Origin of the sequence: Prevotella multiformis DSM 16608 (genome assembly GCF_000191065.1) — a bacterium.
GTDB classification, from domain to species: Bacteria; Bacteroidota; Bacteroidia; order Bacteroidales; family Bacteroidaceae; genus Prevotella; species Prevotella multiformis.
Map to the genome: position 1 here is coordinate 462041 of NZ_GL872282.1, position 18447 is coordinate 480487.

The 18447-nt window shown below is 56.6% G+C and carries 18 protein-coding genes; 14 read left to right on the forward strand and 4 right to left on the reverse strand.

Annotated elements, in window-relative coordinates; translation table 11 throughout:
* Positions 1 to 62 precede the first annotated feature (62 nt).
* Positions 63 to 1424: a TrpB-like pyridoxal phosphate-dependent enzyme gene (locus HMPREF9141_RS01970; protein WP_007366741.1), complete on the reverse strand. Its 1362-nt coding sequence runs from the start codon at positions 1422 to 1424 to the stop codon at positions 63 to 65.
* A gap of 185 nt (positions 1425 to 1609) precedes the next feature.
* On the opposite strand from HMPREF9141_RS01970, the gene HMPREF9141_RS01975 reads away from it, so the two are divergent.
* Positions 1610 to 3037, forward strand: a complete 1428-nt coding sequence (locus HMPREF9141_RS01975) for a sodium:solute symporter (protein ID WP_007366742.1) — start codon at positions 1610 to 1612, stop codon at positions 3035 to 3037.
* A gap of 42 nt (positions 3038 to 3079) precedes the next feature.
* Here the strand turns inward: HMPREF9141_RS01975 and coaW are convergent, their stop codons facing one another.
* A complete protein-coding gene (gene coaW / locus HMPREF9141_RS01980; RefSeq protein WP_007366743.1) occupies positions 3080 to 3910 on the reverse strand; it encodes a type II pantothenate kinase in 831 nt (276 codons plus the stop codon).
* Positions 3911 to 4182: 272 nt separating this feature from the next.
* Between coaW and HMPREF9141_RS01985 the strand changes: the two genes are divergently transcribed.
* From HMPREF9141_RS01985 to HMPREF9141_RS02030, 9 genes are all read left to right on the forward strand, one after another.
* Positions 4183 to 4461 carry an HU family DNA-binding protein gene (locus tag HMPREF9141_RS01985; protein WP_007366744.1) on the forward strand — a complete coding sequence of 93 codons (279 nt, stop codon included), beginning with the start codon at positions 4183 to 4185 and terminating at the stop codon, positions 4459 to 4461.
* Positions 4462 to 4779: 318 nt separating this feature from the next.
* Complete coding sequence (locus HMPREF9141_RS01990) at positions 4780 to 6351, forward strand: Rne/Rng family ribonuclease (protein WP_007366746.1); 1572 nt, start codon at positions 4780 to 4782, stop codon at positions 6349 to 6351.
* Between the two features lie 596 nt (positions 6352 to 6947).
* Positions 6948 to 7253 carry a hypothetical protein gene (locus tag HMPREF9141_RS02000; protein ID WP_007366748.1) on the forward strand — a complete coding sequence of 102 codons (306 nt, stop codon included), beginning with the start codon at positions 6948 to 6950 and terminating at the stop codon, positions 7251 to 7253.
* 179 nt (positions 7254 to 7432) lie between these two features.
* The gene (locus HMPREF9141_RS02005) at positions 7433 to 8989 is read left to right on the forward strand and encodes a sensor histidine kinase (RefSeq protein ID WP_007366749.1); all 1557 of its coding nucleotides are present in this window, start codon (positions 7433 to 7435) and stop codon (positions 8987 to 8989) included.
* 33 nt (positions 8990 to 9022) lie between these two features.
* Entirely contained in the window at positions 9023 to 9730 is a 708-nt protein-coding gene (gene rprY / locus HMPREF9141_RS02010; protein ID WP_007366750.1) for a response regulator transcription factor RprY, read from the forward strand.
* 190 nt (positions 9731 to 9920) lie between these two features.
* Positions 9921 to 11513 carry an L-aspartate oxidase gene (gene nadB / locus HMPREF9141_RS02015; protein ID WP_007366752.1) on the forward strand — a complete coding sequence of 531 codons (1593 nt, stop codon included), beginning with the start codon at positions 9921 to 9923 and terminating at the stop codon, positions 11511 to 11513.
* 137 nt (positions 11514 to 11650) lie between these two features.
* On the forward strand, positions 11651 to 12643 hold the full coding sequence (nadA, locus tag HMPREF9141_RS02020; RefSeq protein ID WP_007366753.1) for a quinolinate synthase NadA: 993 nt from the start codon (positions 11651 to 11653) through the stop codon (positions 12641 to 12643).
* 19 nt (positions 12644 to 12662) lie between these two features.
* Positions 12663 to 13529 (forward strand): carboxylating nicotinate-nucleotide diphosphorylase, encoded by an 867-nt coding sequence (nadC, locus tag HMPREF9141_RS02025; protein ID WP_007366754.1) that lies wholly within the window; start codon positions 12663 to 12665, stop codon positions 13527 to 13529.
* A 31-nt stretch (positions 13530 to 13560) separates the two neighbouring features.
* Positions 13561 to 13755 (forward strand): hypothetical protein, encoded by a 195-nt coding sequence (locus HMPREF9141_RS02030; RefSeq protein ID WP_040554141.1) that lies wholly within the window; start codon positions 13561 to 13563, stop codon positions 13753 to 13755.
* Between the two features lie 119 nt (positions 13756 to 13874).
* Here HMPREF9141_RS02030 and HMPREF9141_RS12575 read toward each other — a convergent pair whose 3' ends face one another.
* Positions 13875 to 14114, reverse strand: a complete 240-nt coding sequence (locus HMPREF9141_RS12575) for a hypothetical protein (protein WP_083809402.1) — start codon at positions 14112 to 14114, stop codon at positions 13875 to 13877.
* Positions 14115 to 14249: 135 nt separating this feature from the next.
* Here HMPREF9141_RS12575 and rpsF point away from each other — a divergent pair, with 135 nt between their 5' ends.
* The 4 genes from rpsF to HMPREF9141_RS02055 all read left to right on the forward strand — a co-directional run bounded on the left by rpsF (position 14250) and on the right by HMPREF9141_RS02055 (position 16589).
* Complete coding sequence (gene rpsF / locus HMPREF9141_RS02040; RefSeq protein ID WP_007366757.1) at positions 14250 to 14594, forward strand: 30S ribosomal protein S6; 345 nt, start codon at positions 14250 to 14252, stop codon at positions 14592 to 14594.
* 2 nt (positions 14595 to 14596) lie between these two features.
* Complete coding sequence (gene rpsR / locus HMPREF9141_RS02045) at positions 14597 to 14866, forward strand: 30S ribosomal protein S18 (protein WP_007366758.1); 270 nt, start codon at positions 14597 to 14599, stop codon at positions 14864 to 14866.
* A 15-nt stretch (positions 14867 to 14881) separates the two neighbouring features.
* Complete coding sequence (gene rplI / locus HMPREF9141_RS02050) at positions 14882 to 15427, forward strand: 50S ribosomal protein L9 (protein WP_007366759.1); 546 nt, start codon at positions 14882 to 14884, stop codon at positions 15425 to 15427.
* Between the two features lie 88 nt (positions 15428 to 15515).
* Positions 15516 to 16589: an AAA family ATPase gene (locus tag HMPREF9141_RS02055; protein WP_040554144.1), complete on the forward strand. Its 1074-nt coding sequence runs from the start codon at positions 15516 to 15518 to the stop codon at positions 16587 to 16589.
* 114 nt (positions 16590 to 16703) lie between these two features.
* Here HMPREF9141_RS02055 and HMPREF9141_RS02060 read toward each other — a convergent pair whose 3' ends face one another.
* Positions 16704 to 18251 (reverse strand): Gfo/Idh/MocA family protein, encoded by a 1548-nt coding sequence (locus HMPREF9141_RS02060; RefSeq protein ID WP_007366761.1) that lies wholly within the window; start codon positions 18249 to 18251, stop codon positions 16704 to 16706.
* Between the last annotated feature and the right edge of the window lie 196 nt (positions 18252 to 18447).

Genomic DNA, 18447 nt, shown 5'->3' on the forward strand with positions numbered 1-18447 from the left:
GCGGGGGGCTTCTGTCTTTGGGCTGACTGTCAGGTTCTGCCTGGCAGATTCTGCGGGGTGTGCTACACTTTCGGCACAGTCCGGAGATTCCGGACGATGTCTTCGTCCGACAGGGTATAGTTCTGCAGGTCACCGTTGATGTACGAATCGTAGGCGGTCATGTCGATCAGTCCGTGCCCGGAAAGGCAGAAGAGAAGAACCTCCTGCCGGCCGCTCTCCTTTGCTTTCTTCGCCTCGCGGATGGTGGCGGCGATGGCATGGCAGCTCTCGGGAGCGGGGATGATGCCCTCGGTGCGGGAGAAGAGGATGCCGGCCTCGAAGCTCTCCAGCTGCGGGATGTCCATGCCGTGCATATAGCCGTCCTTGATGAGCTGGCTCACAATGACACCGGCACCGTGGTAGCGCAGCCCGCCGGCATGGATGTTCGCCGGTTTGAAGTCGTGGCCGAGGGTGTACATCGGCAGCAGCGGCGTATAACCCGCCTCATCGCCGAAGTCGTATTCGAACCTGCCGCGCGTCAGCTTCGGACAGCTGTCGGGCTCTGCCGCAATGAACTCCGTATGTCTTCCGTCAAGGAGACTGTGCCGCATGAAAGGGAAAGCGATGCCGCCGAAGTTGCTTCCGCCGCCGAAGCAGGCAATCACCTTGTCGGGATATTCGCCGGCCATCGTCATCTGCTTCTCGGCCTCCAGACCGATGATGGTCTGGTGCAGGGCTACGTGGTTCAGGACAGAACCGAGGGTGTATTTGCAGCGGGGAGTCGTCCGGGCCAGCTCGATGGCCTCGGAGATGGCGGTTCCCAGAGAGCCTGGATGCATGGGGTCGCGGGTGACGATGTCCTTGCCGGCACGCGTCGACATGGAGGGCGACCCTTCCACCATCGCACCGAAGGCACGCATGATCAGCGACCGGTAAGGCTTCTGCTGCATGGAAATCTTCACCTGGTAGACAGCCGCCTCCAGCCCGAACACCTTCGCGGCATAGGACAGGGCGGCCCCCCACTGGCCGGCACCGGTCTCCGTGGTGACGTTCGTAACGCCTTCCTGCTTGCAGTAGTAGCACTGCGGGAGGGCAGAGTTGACCTTGTGCGAGCCCAGCGGATTCACGCTTTCGTTCTTGAAGTAGATGTGGGCCGGCGTGTCAAGGGCTTTCTCCAGGGCGTAGGCACGGACGAGCGGTGTCGAACGGTAATACCGGTACATATCCAGCACCTCTTCCGGAATGTCAATCCATGCGTGCTCCGTGTCAAGCTCCTGACGGGAACATTCCATGCTGAAGATCTCGGCAAGATCCTCGGCTTTCATGGGCTTGTGGGTGACAGGATGGAGGGGAGGAAGCGGTTTGACCGGCATATCCGCCTGAATATTGTACCACTGTGTGGGAATGTCCTGCTCGTCGAGCAGGTATCTTTTCTGGTGTGCCATACTGTTCTGTTTTATAGAATGGATAGATCTCCTTTATAGAATGGATAGATCTCCTTTATAGAATGGATAGATCTCCTTTATAGGATAGATAGATTTCCCCGGACGTGGGGACGTACTGCAAAAGTACAAAATAAGATTTTCTAAATGCACGGAATCCTGATATTTTTCGTAATTTTGCCGCCGCTATGATTATCATCGGTACTATTCTTGCATATTTCTGCATCTTACTGTTAATCAGCAGAGCCACCGGCCACAAGGCCGACAACGAAGCCTTCTTCCGTGCAAACGGCAGGTCGCCGTGGTATCTGGTGGCATTCGGCATGATCGGAGCAAGCATCTCGGGGGTCACCTTCGTCAGTGTCCCGGGCATGGTGATGGCCGGTGACATGACCTACATGCAGACGTGCCTGGGCTTCATACTCGGTTATTTCGCCGTGGCGTTCCTGCTGCTGCCCGTCTATTACAGGCTGCGGCTGACCACCATCTACGCCTACCTGCGCGGCCGTCTGGGACGGCGGAGCTACAAGACAGGGGCAGGCTTCTTCCTGCTGTCCAAGATGACGGGTGCCGCCGTCCGCTTCTACGTGGTCTGCATCATCCTCCAGCAGTTCGTACTCGATGCGTACGGCATCCCCTTCCCTGTGACGGTCACCGTCCTTGTCGCCCTCATCTGGCTCTATACACGCCGCGGGGGAATCCGCACGCTCGTGCTGACAGACACCTTCCAGACCCTCTGCATGCTCCTCGCACTCGTCCTCATCATCTACAAGGCGGTGGACGCTCTGGGGATGACACTCCCCGAGGCGGCCCGCGCAATAGCCGCAGATAGCCACAGCCGCATATTCGTCTTCGACGACTGGATGCCGAAGCAGAACTTCTGGAAACAGTTTCTCAGCGGTATTTTCATCGTGATCGTCATGACGGGACTGGACCAGGACATGATGCAGAAGAACCTCACCTGCAAGACCCTGCACGAGGCGCAGAAGGATATGTGCACATACGGATTCGCCTTTGTGCCGGCCAATCTGCTCTTCCTGTCGCTGGGCGTGCTGCTGATGATGTACTTCACCAGGACCGGACAGCCGCTGCCAGCCCTTCCCGACGACCTCATGCTGCAGGCGGTGGCAGGCGGGCAGCTGGGCACGTGGGTGGTCATCCTCTTCACCATCGGCATCGTAGCGGCCTGTTTTTCCAGTGCCGATTCTGCGCTGACAGCCCTCACCACGACCTTCTGCGTCGACATCTGCAACCGGGAGAAGGACGAACGGCTGCGCAGGAAGGCGCATCTCGGCGTGTCCGTCGTGTTCGTGCTGTTCATCCTCGTCTTCCGTCTGGTCAATTCGACGAGCCTGATCGATGCCATCTACACCATCGTCTCCTACACCTACGGACCGCTCCTGGGTCTGTTTTCCTTCGGTCTGCTGACGAAACGGAGCGTCAACGACCGTTACATACCTTATGTGGCAGTCGCCAGTCCGCTGCTCTGTTTCGCCCTCGACACCATCGTGTCGAAGACGACAGGCTATCAGTTCGGCTATGAACTGCTGATGCTGAACGGCCTGATCACCTTCTCAGGATGCTGGCTGTCAAGGCAGACAGCCCCCGCTCGGTAGTCCTCCGGGCGGCTTTCCGCTGCCGTCCCCGGGAACTCCTCCCTACTCCTTCCCCCTCCTGCTTGCCTGCAAGGCCGCGCCGATGGCCGTACAGTACTCCGAATACTTCGGGATGATGAAGCGCACGTCATAGATCTTCTCCATCACCGGGAAAAGCAGTTCGCACTGCGGCAGCAGTGTCAGGTTGCCGATCAGCACGAAGTCGCGGATGTCGCTGTTGAGCGCACTCAGGATCGTGGCCGACCCGATGGACTGCAGCACCAGCCCGACCAGTCCCAGGGCCAGATCCTCCCGGCTGGCATTCGCCTGCGCATTGGCAAAGAGCGAGGCCGTCGCATCCATCGGAAGTCCGGGGAGCGGATTGGTGGATATGTCCTTGATCTGCAGATTGATGCGGGAGATGTCGCCTTTCATGGCCAATGCGATGATCTCCTTGAAGTCGTCCGTCTTCAGGAGCAGACGCGACAGACCGCTCAGCGTGCCGCCGCCGATGCCGATGCCGCCGATGTGACGGATCTTGCTGCCGTCGCAGAGGACAAGTGATGTACCCGTACCCATGGAGACGACGATCATCCGCTGCAGCTTCGACTCGAACTGGGCACCCAGTCCGTCCGCCTGGAACTCATCCGCCTTCTCCGTAGGAAGCCCATACACCGGTTTGTTGATATAGTAAGCGCCCACCCCCGTGAGCATGACCCGCTCCACATCGGACAGATCGATCTTGTTGTCGTACAGGTACTTCCCGAACGCACCGTACAGAGAAGTCACAGGATCGGTGGCTTTGATCCGCAGCGGCTTCACCACCTTCCCCTCTCTGATCCCGACGATCTTCGTCGTCGAGATGCCCACGTCAATGCCAATGGAAATCTTCATACACCTTATATATATTAATACCGCCACGATCCGGCCTCACAGCGGCCGGACAGTTCTGCTACCCCCGCTCCTTCCGGCACGCAGCCCGAGGGCAGCCCGAAGCACGGATTACCACGCCGCAAAGATACAAAAAAGCCGGGAGTTTCGGACAGATACCAAGATATTTTGCAAAAAGACATAAAAAAGTTTCTCTATTAAGCTGAAAATGAGTATCTTTGCACTCCGTTATAACGAACGAACAAAGAAATAACATCAATAAAGCGTAAAACAAAATGACGAAAGCAGACATCATCAATGAGATAGCGACCTCAACGGGTATCGCCAAGAAGGACGTCTCAGCCGTAGTTGAGTCTTTCATGGAGGCTATCAAGGGCAGTTTGTTGGAAAAGAAGGAGAACGTTTACCTGCGTGGTTTCGGCAGTTTCATCGTGAAGCACCGCGCCGAGAAGACCGCACGCAACATCTCCAAGAACACCACGATCACGATTCCTGCCCACAATTTCCCGAGCTTCAAGCCTGCCAAGGTATTCATCGAGGATATGAAGAAGTAATCGAACAGAAAATACAATAACAATTTAAAACAATTTAAAGCTATGCCAAACGGAAAGAAGAAAAAGGGACACAAGATGGCTACGCACAAGCGTAAGAAGAGATTAAGAAAGAACAGACATAAGAGCAAGTAAGCCCCACAGGCCGAAAGCCCTTGCAACAGACTTTCTAAACATGACGGGGCGTGTCATCGCAGCAGACTTCTTTTCCCTGGAAGTGCGACGGCAGGTTCCGCTTTTTTATTATCTGGAAGTATCATCCGGCAGCTGTCGACAGCGACCAGCACGACCGCCGGGTGGTAGTGACAACAAACGAAGAAAATGACAAGCGAAGTAATTATTGATGCCCAACCGAAAGAAATATCGATTGCCCTGCTCGAGGACAAGCGGCTGGTCGAATACCAGCGCGAGCCGAGGGAGGCCAGCTTCTCGGTTGGAAACATCTACGTGGCAAAGGTCAAGAAACTGATGCCGGGACTCAACGCCTGCTTTGTAGATGTAGGTTATGAGCGCGATGCCTTTCTTCATTATCTTGACTTAGGGGGTCAGTTCAACTCCTATGCGAAATACCTGAAACAGGTACAGAGCGACCGCAAACGGCTTTATCCCATCCAGAAAGCCAGCCGCCTGCCCGATCTGCAGAAAGACGGCACCGTCCAGAACACGCTGCAGGTAGGACAGGAGGTGATGGTGCAGATTGTCAAAGAACCCATTTCCACCAAAGGACCGCGCCTCACAGGCGAGATCTCCTTCGCCGGCAGGTTCCTGGTGCTTATTCCTTTCGGGCATAAAGTAAGCGTCTCGTCGAAGATCAGAAGCGGAGAAGAACGTGCAAGGCTCAAGCAGCTCATCCAGAGCATCACGCCCAAGAACTTCGGCGTGATCGTACGCACGGTGGCCGAGGGCAAACGGGTCGCCGAACTGGACGCAGAGATGAAAGTCCTGCTGAACCGGTGGAACGAAGCCATCCAGAGGGTGCAGAAGACACAGGAACGCCCGCAGCTCATCTTCGAAGAGACCGGACGTGCGGTCGCCATGCTGCGCGACCTCTTCAACCCGACGTACGAGAACATCTACGTCAACGACGAGGAAATCTGCACGGCCGTCCGGCACTATGTCTCTCTGATAGCCCCTGAAAAGGCGGGCATCGTGAAGAGATATACCGGAAAAGTGCCGATCTTCGACAACTTCGACGTGACGAAGCAGATCAAGTCCAGCTTCGGGAAGACCGTCAACTACGGACACGGCTGCTACCTCATCATCGAACACACGGAGGCCATGCACGTCGTAGACGTGAACAGCGGGAACAGGACGAAGGAGAAAGCGCAGGAACAGAATGCGCTCGACACCAACCTCGGCGCCGCCGACGAACTGGCTCGCCAGCTCCGGCTGCGTGACATGGGGGGAATCATCGTCGTCGACTTCATCGACATGAATCTGGCCGAGGACCGCCAGATGCTGTACGAACGGATGTGCAAGAACATGCAGAAGGACCGTGCCCGCCACAACATCCTTCCGCTGAGCAAGTTCGGACTGATGCAGATCACCCGCCAGCGTGTACGCCCGGCAATGGACGTGGATGTAGACGAGAACTGTCCTACCTGCTTCGGAACGGGGAAGATACGGTCAAGCATCCTCTTCACCGACCAGCTGGAACGGAAGATCGACCGCCTCGTCAACAAGGTGGGCGTGAGGAAGTTCTATCTGCACGTGCATCCCTACGTTGCGGCCTACATCAACAAGGGCCTGGTCTCGCTGAAACGAAAGTGGCAGATGAAATACGGGACGGGGGTTCACGTCATTCCGTCACAGAAACTCGGTTTCCTGCAGTATGAGTTCTATGATGCAAGACAGCAGTTCATCGACATGAAGGAGCAGAACGACAAATCCTGACATACAGAACTAAGTCGTCGGATAAAAACGAAAGGCTGACAGACAACAGACGGTCCGCTGTTTCCATGAGGAGACAGCGGACCGTTGTGTATGTACGGGACAGCCCTACCCCACCGTCTCCCGGACCGGATACAAAGCCCTCGGAGACGCAGGGGGCGGCCGCTCCCATAGACGGACACCACCGTATGACAGGTCAAGAAAGATTGCGGATTATGTCCTGTTTCTTTACCATTCCCGACTCTACGGCAATCCCTCCCGCCGCCCGTTTCCCGCCAGCCCGGGAAAAAGCAGGAGAGAGGAACAGGAAAGTCCAGAGGAGAGTCCGCAGACACCTGACAGACAGCAACATACGAAGCTCCTCCGAAAAGATGCCCGATTGCATGGCAGACGGCCGTCAGTCAGCAGGCAAAGAGGCCTTGTTTGAAGGCCAATCGGGCGTTGATTGAAAGCCAATCAGGGGCAGGTTGCAATCTGGGCAGCCACCCCCGCCGCTCAAGTCCCGCATCAGAACAGGAGAAAAGGAGGAACAGACGAGAGAAAATGTAAAGTAGTTTCCAATCTGAAAGGAAGCGGACACGAGGGCAGAACAGAGGGCGATGCCGATCGGAAGCCCCGCCCCGGGCGTAGCCGTCATGGACGATTTGGACAACATCCCCCCAGCCCGGGACAGAAACCGTTTCGGGAACGGCCCCTGTCGTCCCCTGCCGGCAATCACCGTCAGAAGAGGCTGCGGGCCGGACGGCCGCCCGGACAGGATGCGCCCCGGTCCGGCCCGCATCTCGAGACGGGAGGTACTGGACGCACGACTTCCGGACTGTCCGCTATATAATAAGGTGGAAAATACAGAAAAGAAAGCCGTACCAGTCGGCGGCAGCGGCTGGATAAAAGCTGAAAGGCAGTGACTATAATTCATTATTATCAAACAGAATCAACAAGATAAGTTAACAAAATAAAAAACAGGCAGTTTTATTAACTTTTATATGTTAATGATTTAAGAAAATCTTATCTTTGCATCCACGAGAACAAACCACGGTGCCGCACACGGACTTTCTGCGGCACGCAGGCAACGAAACAGCAGATAATGAAGAAGAAGACAATTTGGACTATTGCAGTAATCATGGGACTTTCGTTCCTTGGTTTGCTTCTGCTCCAGCTCAACTACATCGAAGAGATGGCTGAGATGAAGAAGGAACAGTTTGACGAGTCGGTCAACCGCGCCCTCTATCAGGCCTCCCGCAACATGGAGCTGAACGAGACCCTTCGTTATCTGGAAGACGATGTCAACAGGAAGGAACGGATGTCGCACACGGAGACGGCGGCGCCGGGCAGCACCCCCACGGCAGCCCACCAGCCGCCCGCCACCGACAACCAGGGAGAGCCCTACACGTCCTTCGAGGCGAAACTGCTCCAGTCGAAGCCTTCCCTGACCCCGAAAGCGATGATCCTGCGCAACGACAGCAGTTCGCTCTCGGCGACGAAACGCAACATGCAGGAGATCGTCCGCAACCGCTACGTCTACCAGAAGGCCATGCTGGAGGAGGTTATCTACAACATCCTCTACTCGGCATCGGACAAGCCGCTGCGCCAGCGCATCAACTTCAAGCTGCTGGACCAGGACCTGAAGGCGGAGATGATGAACAACGGCATCAACATCCCCTATCACTTCACGGTGACGACCCAGGACGGACGCGAGGTCTACCGCTGTCCCGACTATGTGAGCGACGGCGAGGAGAATACCTATTCGCAGGTGCTCTTCCGCAACGACCCGGTCAACAGAATGGGGGTGGTGAAAGTACACTTCCCGGACATGAACAACTACATCTTCTCCAGCGTGCGGTTCATGATCCCCTCCATCATCTTCACGTTCGTGCTGCTGGTGACGTTCATCTTCACGATCGTCATCATCTTCCGGCAGAAACGGTACAGCGAGATAAAGAACGACTTCATCAACAACATGACGCACGAGTTGAAGACTCCGATCGCAAGCATCTCACTGGCGGCCCAGATGATGAACGACAAGAGTCTTGCGAAAAGTCCGAAGATGATGGAACATCTGGGCAGCGTCATCAACGACGAGTCGAAGCGGCTGCGCTTCCTCGTAGAGAAGGTGCTGCAGATGAGCATGTACGACCGCAAGAAGGCAGTGCTGAAGAAGAAGTACATCGACCTCAACGAAATGGTGGAGGCGATCGCCCACTCCTTCACCCTGCGCGTGGAGCATACGGGCGGCAAGGTCTATACGGACATCGAGGCGGTGGATTCGACGATGTACGTCGACGAGATGCACTTCCAGAACGTCATCTTCAACCTCCTGGACAACGCCGTCAAGTATGCCAGACCCGATGAGCCGCTGAACGTCTACCTGAAGACCTGGAACACGAACGAGCACCTCTACCTCTCGATACGCGACACGGGGCAGGGCATCAAGAAGGAGAATCTGAAAAAGATCTTCGACAAGTTCTACCGCGTACACACCGGCAACCGCCACGACGTGAAGGGCTTCGGGCTCGGGCTGGCCTACGTGAAGAGGATGGTCGACCTGCACGACGGAGAGATCAAGGTGCTGAGCGAATACGGGAAGGGGACGAAGTTCGTCATCAAGCTCCCGGTAATCCGAGATGCGGAAGACGAAGCGTAAACACGAATAAAAACAAATTAATACGAACAGACTATGGATGAGAATTTGAAAATCCTGCTGTGTGAAGACGATGAGAATCTCGGCACACTGTTGAGTGAATATCTGCAGGCGAAGGGCTATCAGGCCGACCTCTGCCCCGACGGCGAGGTGGGTTACAGGGCCTTTCTGAAGAACAAGTACGACATCTGCGTGCTGGATGTCATGATGCCGAAGAAAGACGGTTTCACCCTTGCACAGGAGATCCGCCAGGCGAACACGGACGTCCCCATCATCTTCCTCACGGCCAAGCAGCTGAAAGAGGACATCCTGGAAGGCTTCAAGATCGGCGCTGACGACTACATCACCAAGCCGTTCTCCATGGAGGAGCTCGTGTTCCGTATCGAGGCCATCCTGCGCCGCGTCCGGGGCAAGAAGACCAAGGAGTCTACCATGTACAAGGTCGGACGCTTCACGTTCGACACCCAGAAGCAGCTCCTCACGCTCGACGGCGACCCGGCGAAGGCCACCAAGCTCACCACGAAGGAGAACGAGCTGCTGGCGCTGCTCTGCGCCCATGCCAACGAAATCCTCCAGCGTGACTATGCGCTGAAGACCATCTGGATCGACGACAACTACTTCAACGCACGCTCGATGGACGTCTACATCACCAAGCTGCGGAAGCACCTGAAACCGGACGATCAGATTGAAATCATCAACATCCACGGCAAGGGCTACAAGCTCATCGTACCGGACGAGGAGTAAACGGTACCGCCGCCATACGGCCCTGCTGTATGGAAGATGCACACACGGCAACGCCGTCCTTTCCCCATAAGGGGCAGGACGGCGTTGCCTTTTTCCCGTTCCGACGATTTAAAATCCTCTTTTCAAATGGTATTACAGCATTTTTTATTACTTTTGCACTGATGTTTGATTGATATCAGAACAAAGAAATATGATACACAAATTCGACTTCCTCGTTATCGGCGGCGGTATCGCAGGAATGAGCTATGCGCTGAGCGTGGCGAAAAGCGGCAAGGGAAAGGTCGCACTTGTATGCAAGACCTCCCTGGAAGAAGCCAACACGGCCAAGGCACAGGGAGGCGTGGCAGCCGTAACCAACCTTGCCGTAGACAATTTCGAGAAGCACATCAACGACACGATGGTCGCCGGCGACTACATTTCCGACCTGTCTGCCGTGAAGCACGTCGTCTGCAACGCCCCTGACGCCATCAGGTCGCTCGTCGGATGGGGTGTGAACTTCGACAAGAACAAGGACGGCAACTACGACCTGCACCGGGAGGGCGGGCACAGCGACTTCCGCATCCTCCACCATGCCGACGACACCGGTTTCGAGATACAGCGCGGGCTGATGGAAGCCGTGAGGAACGACAGCAACATCACCGTGTTCGAGAACCATTACGCCGTGGAAATCATCACACAGCACCACCTCGGCGTACAGGTGACGCGCCGGACACCGGACATAGAATGCTACGGAGCATACATCCTCGACCCCGAGACCGGGAAGGTCGACACGTTCCTGAGCAAAGTCACGCTCATGGCGACAGGCGGTGTGGGAGCCGTCTATGCCATGACTTCCAATCCGGTGATCGCCACAGGAGACGGCATCGCAATGGTCTACCGGGCCAAGGGAACCGTGAAGGACATGGAGTTCGTACAGTTCCACCCCACCGTCCTCTACAATCCGGCGGAGACCCATCCGGCCTTCCTCATCACCGAGGCGATGCGCGGATACGGCGGCGTGCTGCGCCTGCCGGACGGAAAGGAGTTCATGCAGAAGTACGACAAACGGCTGTCATTGGCCCCGCGCGACATCGTGGCACGGGCCATCGACCACGAGATGAAGATTCACGGACTGAATCATGTCTGCCTCGACGTGACGCACAAGGATGCCGAAGAGACCAGGCGGCACTTCCCGCACATCTATGAGAAATGCCTGAGCATCGGCATAGACATCACCAGAGACTACATACCGGTCTGTCCCAGTGCCCACTATATGTGCGGCGGCATCAAGGTCGACCTGAATGCGGAAAGCTCCATCCACAGGCTCTACGCCGTAGGCGAATGTTCCTGCACGGGGCTGCACGGCGGGAACCGCCTGGCCAGCAATTCACTGATAGAAGCCGTCGTCTACGCCAAGTCGGCAGCCGAACATTCCCTCCGGGTGATAGACGGCTACGACTACAACACGGACATTCCCGAATGGAACGACGAGGGAACGATGACCAATGAAGAGCACGTCCTGATCACGCAGAGCGTCAAGGAAGTCGGCGAAATCATGAGCAACTACGTCGGCATCGTGCGCAGCGACCTGCGCCTGAAGCGTGCGTGGGACCGGCTGGACCTGCTGTATGAGGAGACGGAAGACCTCTTCAAACGGGTGAAGGCGACGAAGGACATCTGCGAACTGCGCAACATGATCAACGTCGGCTACCTGATAACCCGGCAGGCCATAGAGCGGAAGGAAAGCCGCGGACTGCACTATACCGTGGACTATCCGAAGCACGCCTACGACCGGAAACAGTAAGAACGGGAAACGGAAAGTCCCTGCGGGAATACGGGTCTCCGACGCTTTCCACCGCCGGGCAAGTGCATTTCACGTTCATGACAACTGCACCTCGCACGCATTATAATTAAACTTTGCTTGCTTTATAATTGAATAAAATGACAGACAAGAAATGGCAGGAACAGGGCTTCATAGACGAGCCTATCCCTGAAAACACAGATATCAAAGCGGAAATACGCAGGATGTGCAGGGAAAAGAACGCCCTCATCATGGCACATTACTATACAGAGGGCGTCATCCAGGAGCTGTCCGACTTCGTGGGAGACAGCCTGGCGCTGGCACAGAAGGCGGCGGCGACCGACGCCGACATCATCGTCATGTGCGGCGTGCATTTCATGGGTGAGACGAACAAGATACTCTGCCCGGAGAAGAAAATACTCGTCCCCGACCTGAATGCCTCCTGCTCGCTGGCGGAAAGCTGTCCGGCCGACGAGTTCGAGACGTTCGTCAAAGCGCATCCGGGCCATACGGTGGTAAGCTACGTCAACACGACGGCCGCCACCAAGGCATTGACCGATGTCGTGGTGACGAGCGGCAATGCACGCCAGATAGTGGAGTCCCTGCCGGAAGACACCCCCATCATCTTCGGTCCGGACCAGAACCTCGGCAATTACATCAACGGGCTTACCGGCCGGAAGATGGTACTGTGGAACGGAGCCTGCCATGTACACGAAAAGTTCTCGGTGGAGAAGATCCTACAGCTGAAACGTGAGCATCCGGCGGCCAAAATACTGGCACATCCCGAATGCAAGGGGCCTGTCATCAGCCTGGCCGACAAGGTGGGAAGCACGGCGGCCCTGCTGAAATACAGCATTACGGACGACGCACAGGAGTTCATCGTAGCTACGGAAAGCGGCATCCTGACCGAGATGCAGAAGTCGGCCCCGCAGAAAACATTCATCCCCGCACCGCCCGACGACAGCACCTGCGCCTGCAACGAATGCAATTACATGAAGCTCGTCACGCTGGAGAAACTGTACAACTGCCTGAAATACGAGTGGCCCTCCGTCGAGGTAGAGCCCGAAGTGGCGGAGAAGGCGGTCAGGCCCATCCAGAGAATGCTGGAGATTTCCAGCCGATTAGGTTTATAATTTCAAAATCGAATACATCATGCTATCAGTAGAAGAACTCAACGACAGACTCATCGAACTCGCTTTCAGCGAAGACATCGGCGACGGCGACCATACGACGCTCTGCTGCATTCCTGCGGACGCCATGGGCGAGAGCCGGCTGCTGATCAAGGAGGAAGGCATACTGGCCGGAGTAGAAATTGCAAGAAAGGTGTTCCATCACTTCGACCCGGAACTGCAGGTGGAGGTCTACATGGAAGACGGTTCGCACGTGAAGCCCGGCGATATTGCCCTGAGCGTGAAGGGGCGCGAACGCAGCCTGCTGCAGACGGAACGCCTCATGCTCAACATCATGCAGCGCATGAGCGGCATTGCCACCATGACGCACAGATACCAGCAGGCATTGATCGATGCCGGTACGAAGACGCGCGTCCTCGACACCCGCAAGACGACACCGGGCATGAGGATGCTGGAGAAAGAGGCGGTGAAGATCGGCGGCGGGATGAACCACCGGATCGGGCTCTTCGACATGATTCTCCTGAAAGACAACCACATAGACTTCTGCGGAGGCGTTCACAACGCCATCTCACGGGCCAAGCAGTACTGCAAGGAACACGACAAGGAGGGGCTCAAGATCGAGTGTGAGGTGCGGAACTTCAAGGAGCTGGAGGAGGCTCTGGCAGAGGGCTGCGACCGCATCATGTTCGACAACTTCACACCCGAGGACACACGCAAGGCGGTGGAGATGGTCGGCGGACGCTGCGAGACGGAGTCGAGCGGCGGCATCACCTTCGAGACGATGATCCCTTATGCGAAGGCCGGTGTCGACTTCATCTCCTTCGGCGCGCTTACCCACAGTGTCAAAGGACTTGACATGAGCCTGAAAGCCGCTGGCGGAGAACGATGAATCCAGTGCGTCCTGCCAACGGACAGGGACGGTGCGCAGAGCACTGAACGGACAGGGGGAGTCTGTCGGGACACCGCCGTCCGGCAGACGGCTTCCGCACCTGCCGGTCATCAGCTTCCCGGCACATCATGACGGCAGGAAGGATTCCGCCATCCCGCCTCCTGCCGATGTGCGGCTGTCCGCCACCTGCCGTGCGGGAAGCCGCCACACAGGGTATCGTCCGTGAACACCGGACGTGCCGGGGACTCGCACGCTTCCCGCCTATCGACGGAGAAGGGAACAACCTGCCGCACAAGATGCGCCGCACTGCCCGAGGCCGGCATCAGCCTCCGGCGAATGGAAAGGTCAGCCGGCAGCTCCTCCGCCCCTGACTTCCGGCCGTGGCTTCGGTGCTTCTCCCTCATCGGAAGGGGAAGCCGCAGAAAGTCCCTCCCCTTTGACGAAAACGACGACTCCCCCCACGACAAGAGCCAGTCCCGTGAACAGCAGCGTGTTGCCCCGGAAACGGAGGACGACATGAAGGACAAACAGGAGAATCCCTGCGAGGAGAGCCGCAACGCCTAAGTGTTTGATATATTTCTTCATACGAATCTGCAAATATGCTGTTAGCAGACGCAAAAGTACGAAAAAGATTTGGTCAGTTGCACAAAAAGCCGTACTTTTGCACCGCATTTTGCGAAAGCAGGTGCAGTTTAGTCACATTTTATTTTTACAGACAGTATGAATCAATACGAAACCGTTTTCATTTTGACTCCCGTTTTGTCTGACGAACAGATGAAGGAAGCGGTCGCTAAATTCAGGAAACTGCTCACCGACAACGGTGCTGAGATCTTGAACGAGGAGGCCTGGGGTCTGAAGAAGTTGGCTTACAACATCCAGAAGAAGTCATCCGGCTTCTATGCGCTGCTGGAGTTCAACGCAGAACCATCAGTTATCGACACTCTTGAGACCGGCTTCCGCCGCGACGAGAAGGTCATTCGTTACATCACCGTTAAGCAGGACAAGTACTCTGCTGCCTATGCAGAGAAGCGTCGTGCCAAATGGGCAGCTAAAAAGGAGGCTTAACCATGGCAGAGCAGAAATCAGAAATCCGTTATTTGACCGCTCCTTCCATCGACACGAAGAAGAAGAAGTATTGCCGTTTCAAGAAGAGCGGCATCAAGTACATCGACTATAAGGACGGCGAGTTCCTCAAGAAGTTCCTCAACGAGCAGGGCAAGATCCTTCCCCGCCGCATCACCGGTACTTCCCTGAAGTATCAGCGCCGTGTGGCACAGGCCATCAAGCGTGCCCGTCAGATTGCGCTGCTTCCATACGTAACCGATTTGATGAAGTAAAAAGGAGGTCAATAGATGGAAATTATACTGAAAGAAGACATTATCGGTCTTGGATACAAGAACGAAATCGTAAAAGTAAAGAACGGCTACGGCCGTAACTACCTCATCCCGACAGGCAAAGGCGTCATCGCCTCTCCGTCTGCCAGAAAGCAGCTGGCCGAGAACCTGAAGCAGCAGGCTGCAAAGCTTGCAGCGCTCAAGGCAGAGGCAGAGAAGAAGGCAGCCCAGCTGGACGGCGTAGAGGTCGTCATCGAAGCGAAGGTCTCTGCGACCGGCGTCACCTACGGTTCTGTCAATGCAGCTGCCGTCGTGGAAGAGCTTGCCAAGCGCGGCATCGAGATCGACCGCAAGATCGTGACCATGCACGACATGAAGAAGGTGGGTACTTCCGAGGCTACCGTTCACTTCCACAGGGAAGTTGAAGTCAAGATCCCTGTAACGGTCGTTGCAGAGAACCAGCCGGAACCGGCAGCAGAGGAAGCTCCGGCCGAGCAGCCTGCAGAGGCTCCCGCAGCTGAGGAGGCACCGGCAGCCGAGGAGGAGACTTCGGCGGCCGAGTAATTCAACATGCGCATTTTCGCACTGTAAAGCAGTAATGTTAGATAAGAATCCCTTTCACTTTCGGGTGGAGGGGATTTTTCAGTCAGTCATGAAACGAATAGTACTTACCGGCGGCCCCTGCGCCGGGAAAACGACAGCCCTCGTCAAGGTCATCGAGCACTTCTCAAGTCTCGGCTACAAGGTGTTCATCATTCCTGAAGTGCCGACGCTCTTCAGCCAGGCCGGCATGGATTACCTTACGGACAACCGCGCCTTCTTCTACGAGGGTGAGAAGGCGACGCTGGAAACACAGCTCGACCTGGAAGACAGGTTCACACGCATGGCGGAGACTATCAAGACACCGACGATCATCGTCTGCGACCGCGGCACGATGGACATTTCGGCCTACATGAAGCCGGAGATGTGGGAGGAGATAACGGCCGCCGCCGGCACATCGTCCGAACAGCTCCGTGCCCGTTACGATGCGGTCCTCCACCTCGTCAGCGCCGCCGACGGAGCCGAGCAGTTCTATACGACGGCTAACAACGCCGAGCGCACGGAGGGGCTGGAGCTTGCCCGCGAGCTGGACAAGAAGGTCATCCAGGCATGGTCGGAACATCCGCACCTGCGCGTCATCAACAACCACGAGAACTTCGACACGAAGATCAACCGTGTGCTCCAGGAAATCTCCAATGTGCTGGAGATTCCCCAGCAGGTCATCGAGGAACGCAAGTACATCGTACGCCTGACGGGCGAGATTCCGGATGCCATCGAGAGCGACATCATGCAGACCTACCTCACTTCGGAGCCGCGCAGCGAGGTGCGTCTCCGCCGACGCACGCTGAACGGCGTCTCCATCAACGTCCGCACGACGAAGAAGACCCTCCCGAACAACGAGCAGGTGGTGACGGAACGGCAGATCGACAACAACCTCTACGAGTCGCTGATGCGGCAGGCCGACCCTTACCGCCTGTCCATCCACAAGGTGCGCAAGACCTTCATCTGGCGGGGACAGTTCTTCGAGCTTGACACCTACCTGTCGCCTGCCTCCGGCCTGCAGATTCTCGAGACGAAGGGCATCGTCGACCACGAGGATGTCAACTTCCCGCCGTTCCTCGAGGTGCTTGAGGACATAACGGGAAAGACCGAATATTACAATTACAACCTGGCTCTGAGGAAATAAGACACAAAGACCCGGAAAGGGAAAGGCGGCTTTCAGCCCCACGGACAACAACGGAAAATGCCGTAACTCTTCGTATTGAGAGTTACGGCATTTGTCGTAGCAGGAAGGCAGGGGCTATTTCTTTCCGGAGGATCTGTCAGCCTTCTCCCAGTACTTCTTCCCCTTCTCCTTCAGTCTGGCCGTAAAAGCCATGGCGTCCGCAGCCGCCTGCGCCTCATCGGCAGGCGATGCGTATGCGTGATGGAAGCCCTTGACACGGTTCCATTCGCCGCGCGTGAAGTCGGGCACCTCGACCGGGATGTTGCCGTTGTCCATGGAGATGGTGCCCAGCTCGGCCAGGCAGCACCATTCGGCCAGGTCGTAGACATCGATGTCCAGCGGCAGGCCGTTCTGCAGACAGTAGACCAGCCGGGAATCCATGATAAAGTCCATTCCGCCGTGTCCGCCGACTTCCTTCGCCTCCTTCTCGTACTTGGCAACCAGCGGACTTTCGTATTTCCGCACCAGTGCCTGTGCATCTGCCTTTGACAGATAGAAGTGTCCGGAGAGGTCATCGGCCGACGGCGTGACGCCCGACTTCTTCAGTTCGCCGGCCGACAGCGCATAGCCTTCGGCAGGATATTTGTTGGCGAAGCCCCGTGTGCCTGTCAGCTGGTACATACGGTTGTACGGCTGCGGGGTCATCACGTTGTGATGGATTTCGATGACCTTGCCGTTCTCCGTGCTGATGAGCGTCGTCGTCTGGTCGCCGTTGCGGAATCCGTCACACTTTTCCCCGGTCATCTGCTCCACGTGCATCTTACCGTTGACCGACTTCGTGTCCATGGCGACGAGCGTCTTCATGCGGTCGCCGCGGTGGATGTCCAGTACCTGTGCGACAGGTCCGAGGCCGTGTGTGGCATAGATGTCGCCGCGGAACTTCCGGTTGTAGTCCAGCCGCCAGCCCAGCCTGTCCTGCGCATCCTTCTTCCAGTAGGCATCCCAGAACGGTGTCAGGTCGTGGCGGTAAGCTCCCTGCACGTAAAGCACTTCGCCGAAGACACCCTTCTGCGCCATGTTCAGCGAGTTCAGCTCGAAGAAGTCGTAACAGCAGTTCTCCAGCATCATGCAGTGCAGGCGGGTCTTCTCGGACAGGTCGATCAGCTGCCAGATTTCCGACAGGTTCATCGCCGCCGGCACCTCGATGGCCACGTGCTTGCCGTGCGTCATCGCCTCCCGGGCGACGAGGAAGTGGTGCTTCCAGTCGGGGGCGATGTAGACGAGGTCGATGTCCTTGCGCCGGCAGAGTTCTTTATATCCGTCCTCACCGGAGTAGATGTCGGCGGCAGGCATGCTTGCCTTGCGGAGAATGTCCTGGCATTTCTCGGCTCTGCCGCGTTCGTGGTCGCAGAGGGCCATCACCTGGATGCCGGGGATGTGCATCCAGCGTTCCACCGCACTGGGGCCGCGCATGCCCAGTCCGACGAAGGCCACCCGCACGACTTTCATCTTCGGGGCGGAGAGGTTCAGGGCACTCTCCTGTCCTGCCGGGCGTGCAGGCACTTCCGTGACGGCCTTTCCGCCGGTGATCTTGTAGGGCCAGTTGAACTGTGCCGATGCTGTTGACGGTAGGAGCAGGCTGCCCAGCAGACACAGGGCAGCCCATGATTTTCTGATACTCATTGTTGTTTGCTACTGTTTTTAGTTACTTGTTACCGGCCGATCCTGACCATGAAAGGACTGTTCTGAAAACACCACGCCGGACGGCCGCTGACAGGAATCCTTCCAACGTTTTGTGCCTTCTATACTCTTGTACGGCATCTTCCGCCTCTCTTTCCGCCGGACAGCCGCCATGCTCTACCAAGGGGAACAGCAGCGC

Bases quoted from the DNA above. Each gene is read 5' to 3' on its own strand.
- HMPREF9141_RS01970 (WP_007366741.1), bottom strand. From the start codon at position 1,424: ATGGCACACCAGAAAAGATACCTGCTCGACGAGCAGGACATTCCCACA.
- HMPREF9141_RS01975 (WP_007366742.1), top strand. From the start codon at position 1,610: ATGATTATCATCGGTACTATTCTTGCATATTTCTGCATCTTACTGTTA.
- coaW (WP_007366743.1), bottom strand. From the start codon at position 3,910: ATGAAGATTTCCATTGGCATTGACGTGGGCATCTCGACGACGAAGATC.
- HMPREF9141_RS01985 (WP_007366744.1), top strand. From the start codon at position 4,183: ATGACGAAAGCAGACATCATCAATGAGATAGCGACCTCAACGGGTATC.
- HMPREF9141_RS01990 (WP_007366746.1), top strand. From the start codon at position 4,780: ATGACAAGCGAAGTAATTATTGATGCCCAACCGAAAGAAATATCGATT.
- HMPREF9141_RS02000 (WP_007366748.1), top strand. From the start codon at position 6,948: ATGCCGATCGGAAGCCCCGCCCCGGGCGTAGCCGTCATGGACGATTTG.
- HMPREF9141_RS02005 (WP_007366749.1), top strand. From the start codon at position 7,433: ATGAAGAAGAAGACAATTTGGACTATTGCAGTAATCATGGGACTTTCG.
- rprY (WP_007366750.1), top strand. From the start codon at position 9,023: ATGGATGAGAATTTGAAAATCCTGCTGTGTGAAGACGATGAGAATCTC.
- nadB (WP_007366752.1), top strand. From the start codon at position 9,921: ATGATACACAAATTCGACTTCCTCGTTATCGGCGGCGGTATCGCAGGA.
- nadA (WP_007366753.1), top strand. From the start codon at position 11,651: ATGACAGACAAGAAATGGCAGGAACAGGGCTTCATAGACGAGCCTATC.
- nadC (WP_007366754.1), top strand. From the start codon at position 12,663: ATGCTATCAGTAGAAGAACTCAACGACAGACTCATCGAACTCGCTTTC.
- HMPREF9141_RS12575 (WP_083809402.1), bottom strand. From the start codon at position 14,114: ATGAAGAAATATATCAAACACTTAGGCGTTGCGGCTCTCCTCGCAGGG.
- rpsF (WP_007366757.1), top strand. From the start codon at position 14,250: ATGAATCAATACGAAACCGTTTTCATTTTGACTCCCGTTTTGTCTGAC.
- rpsR (WP_007366758.1), top strand. From the start codon at position 14,597: ATGGCAGAGCAGAAATCAGAAATCCGTTATTTGACCGCTCCTTCCATC.
- rplI (WP_007366759.1), top strand. From the start codon at position 14,882: ATGGAAATTATACTGAAAGAAGACATTATCGGTCTTGGATACAAGAAC.
- HMPREF9141_RS02055 (WP_040554144.1), top strand. From the start codon at position 15,516: ATGAAACGAATAGTACTTACCGGCGGCCCCTGCGCCGGGAAAACGACA.
- HMPREF9141_RS02060 (WP_007366761.1), bottom strand. From the start codon at position 18,251: ATGAGTATCAGAAAATCATGGGCTGCCCTGTGTCTGCTGGGCAGCCTG.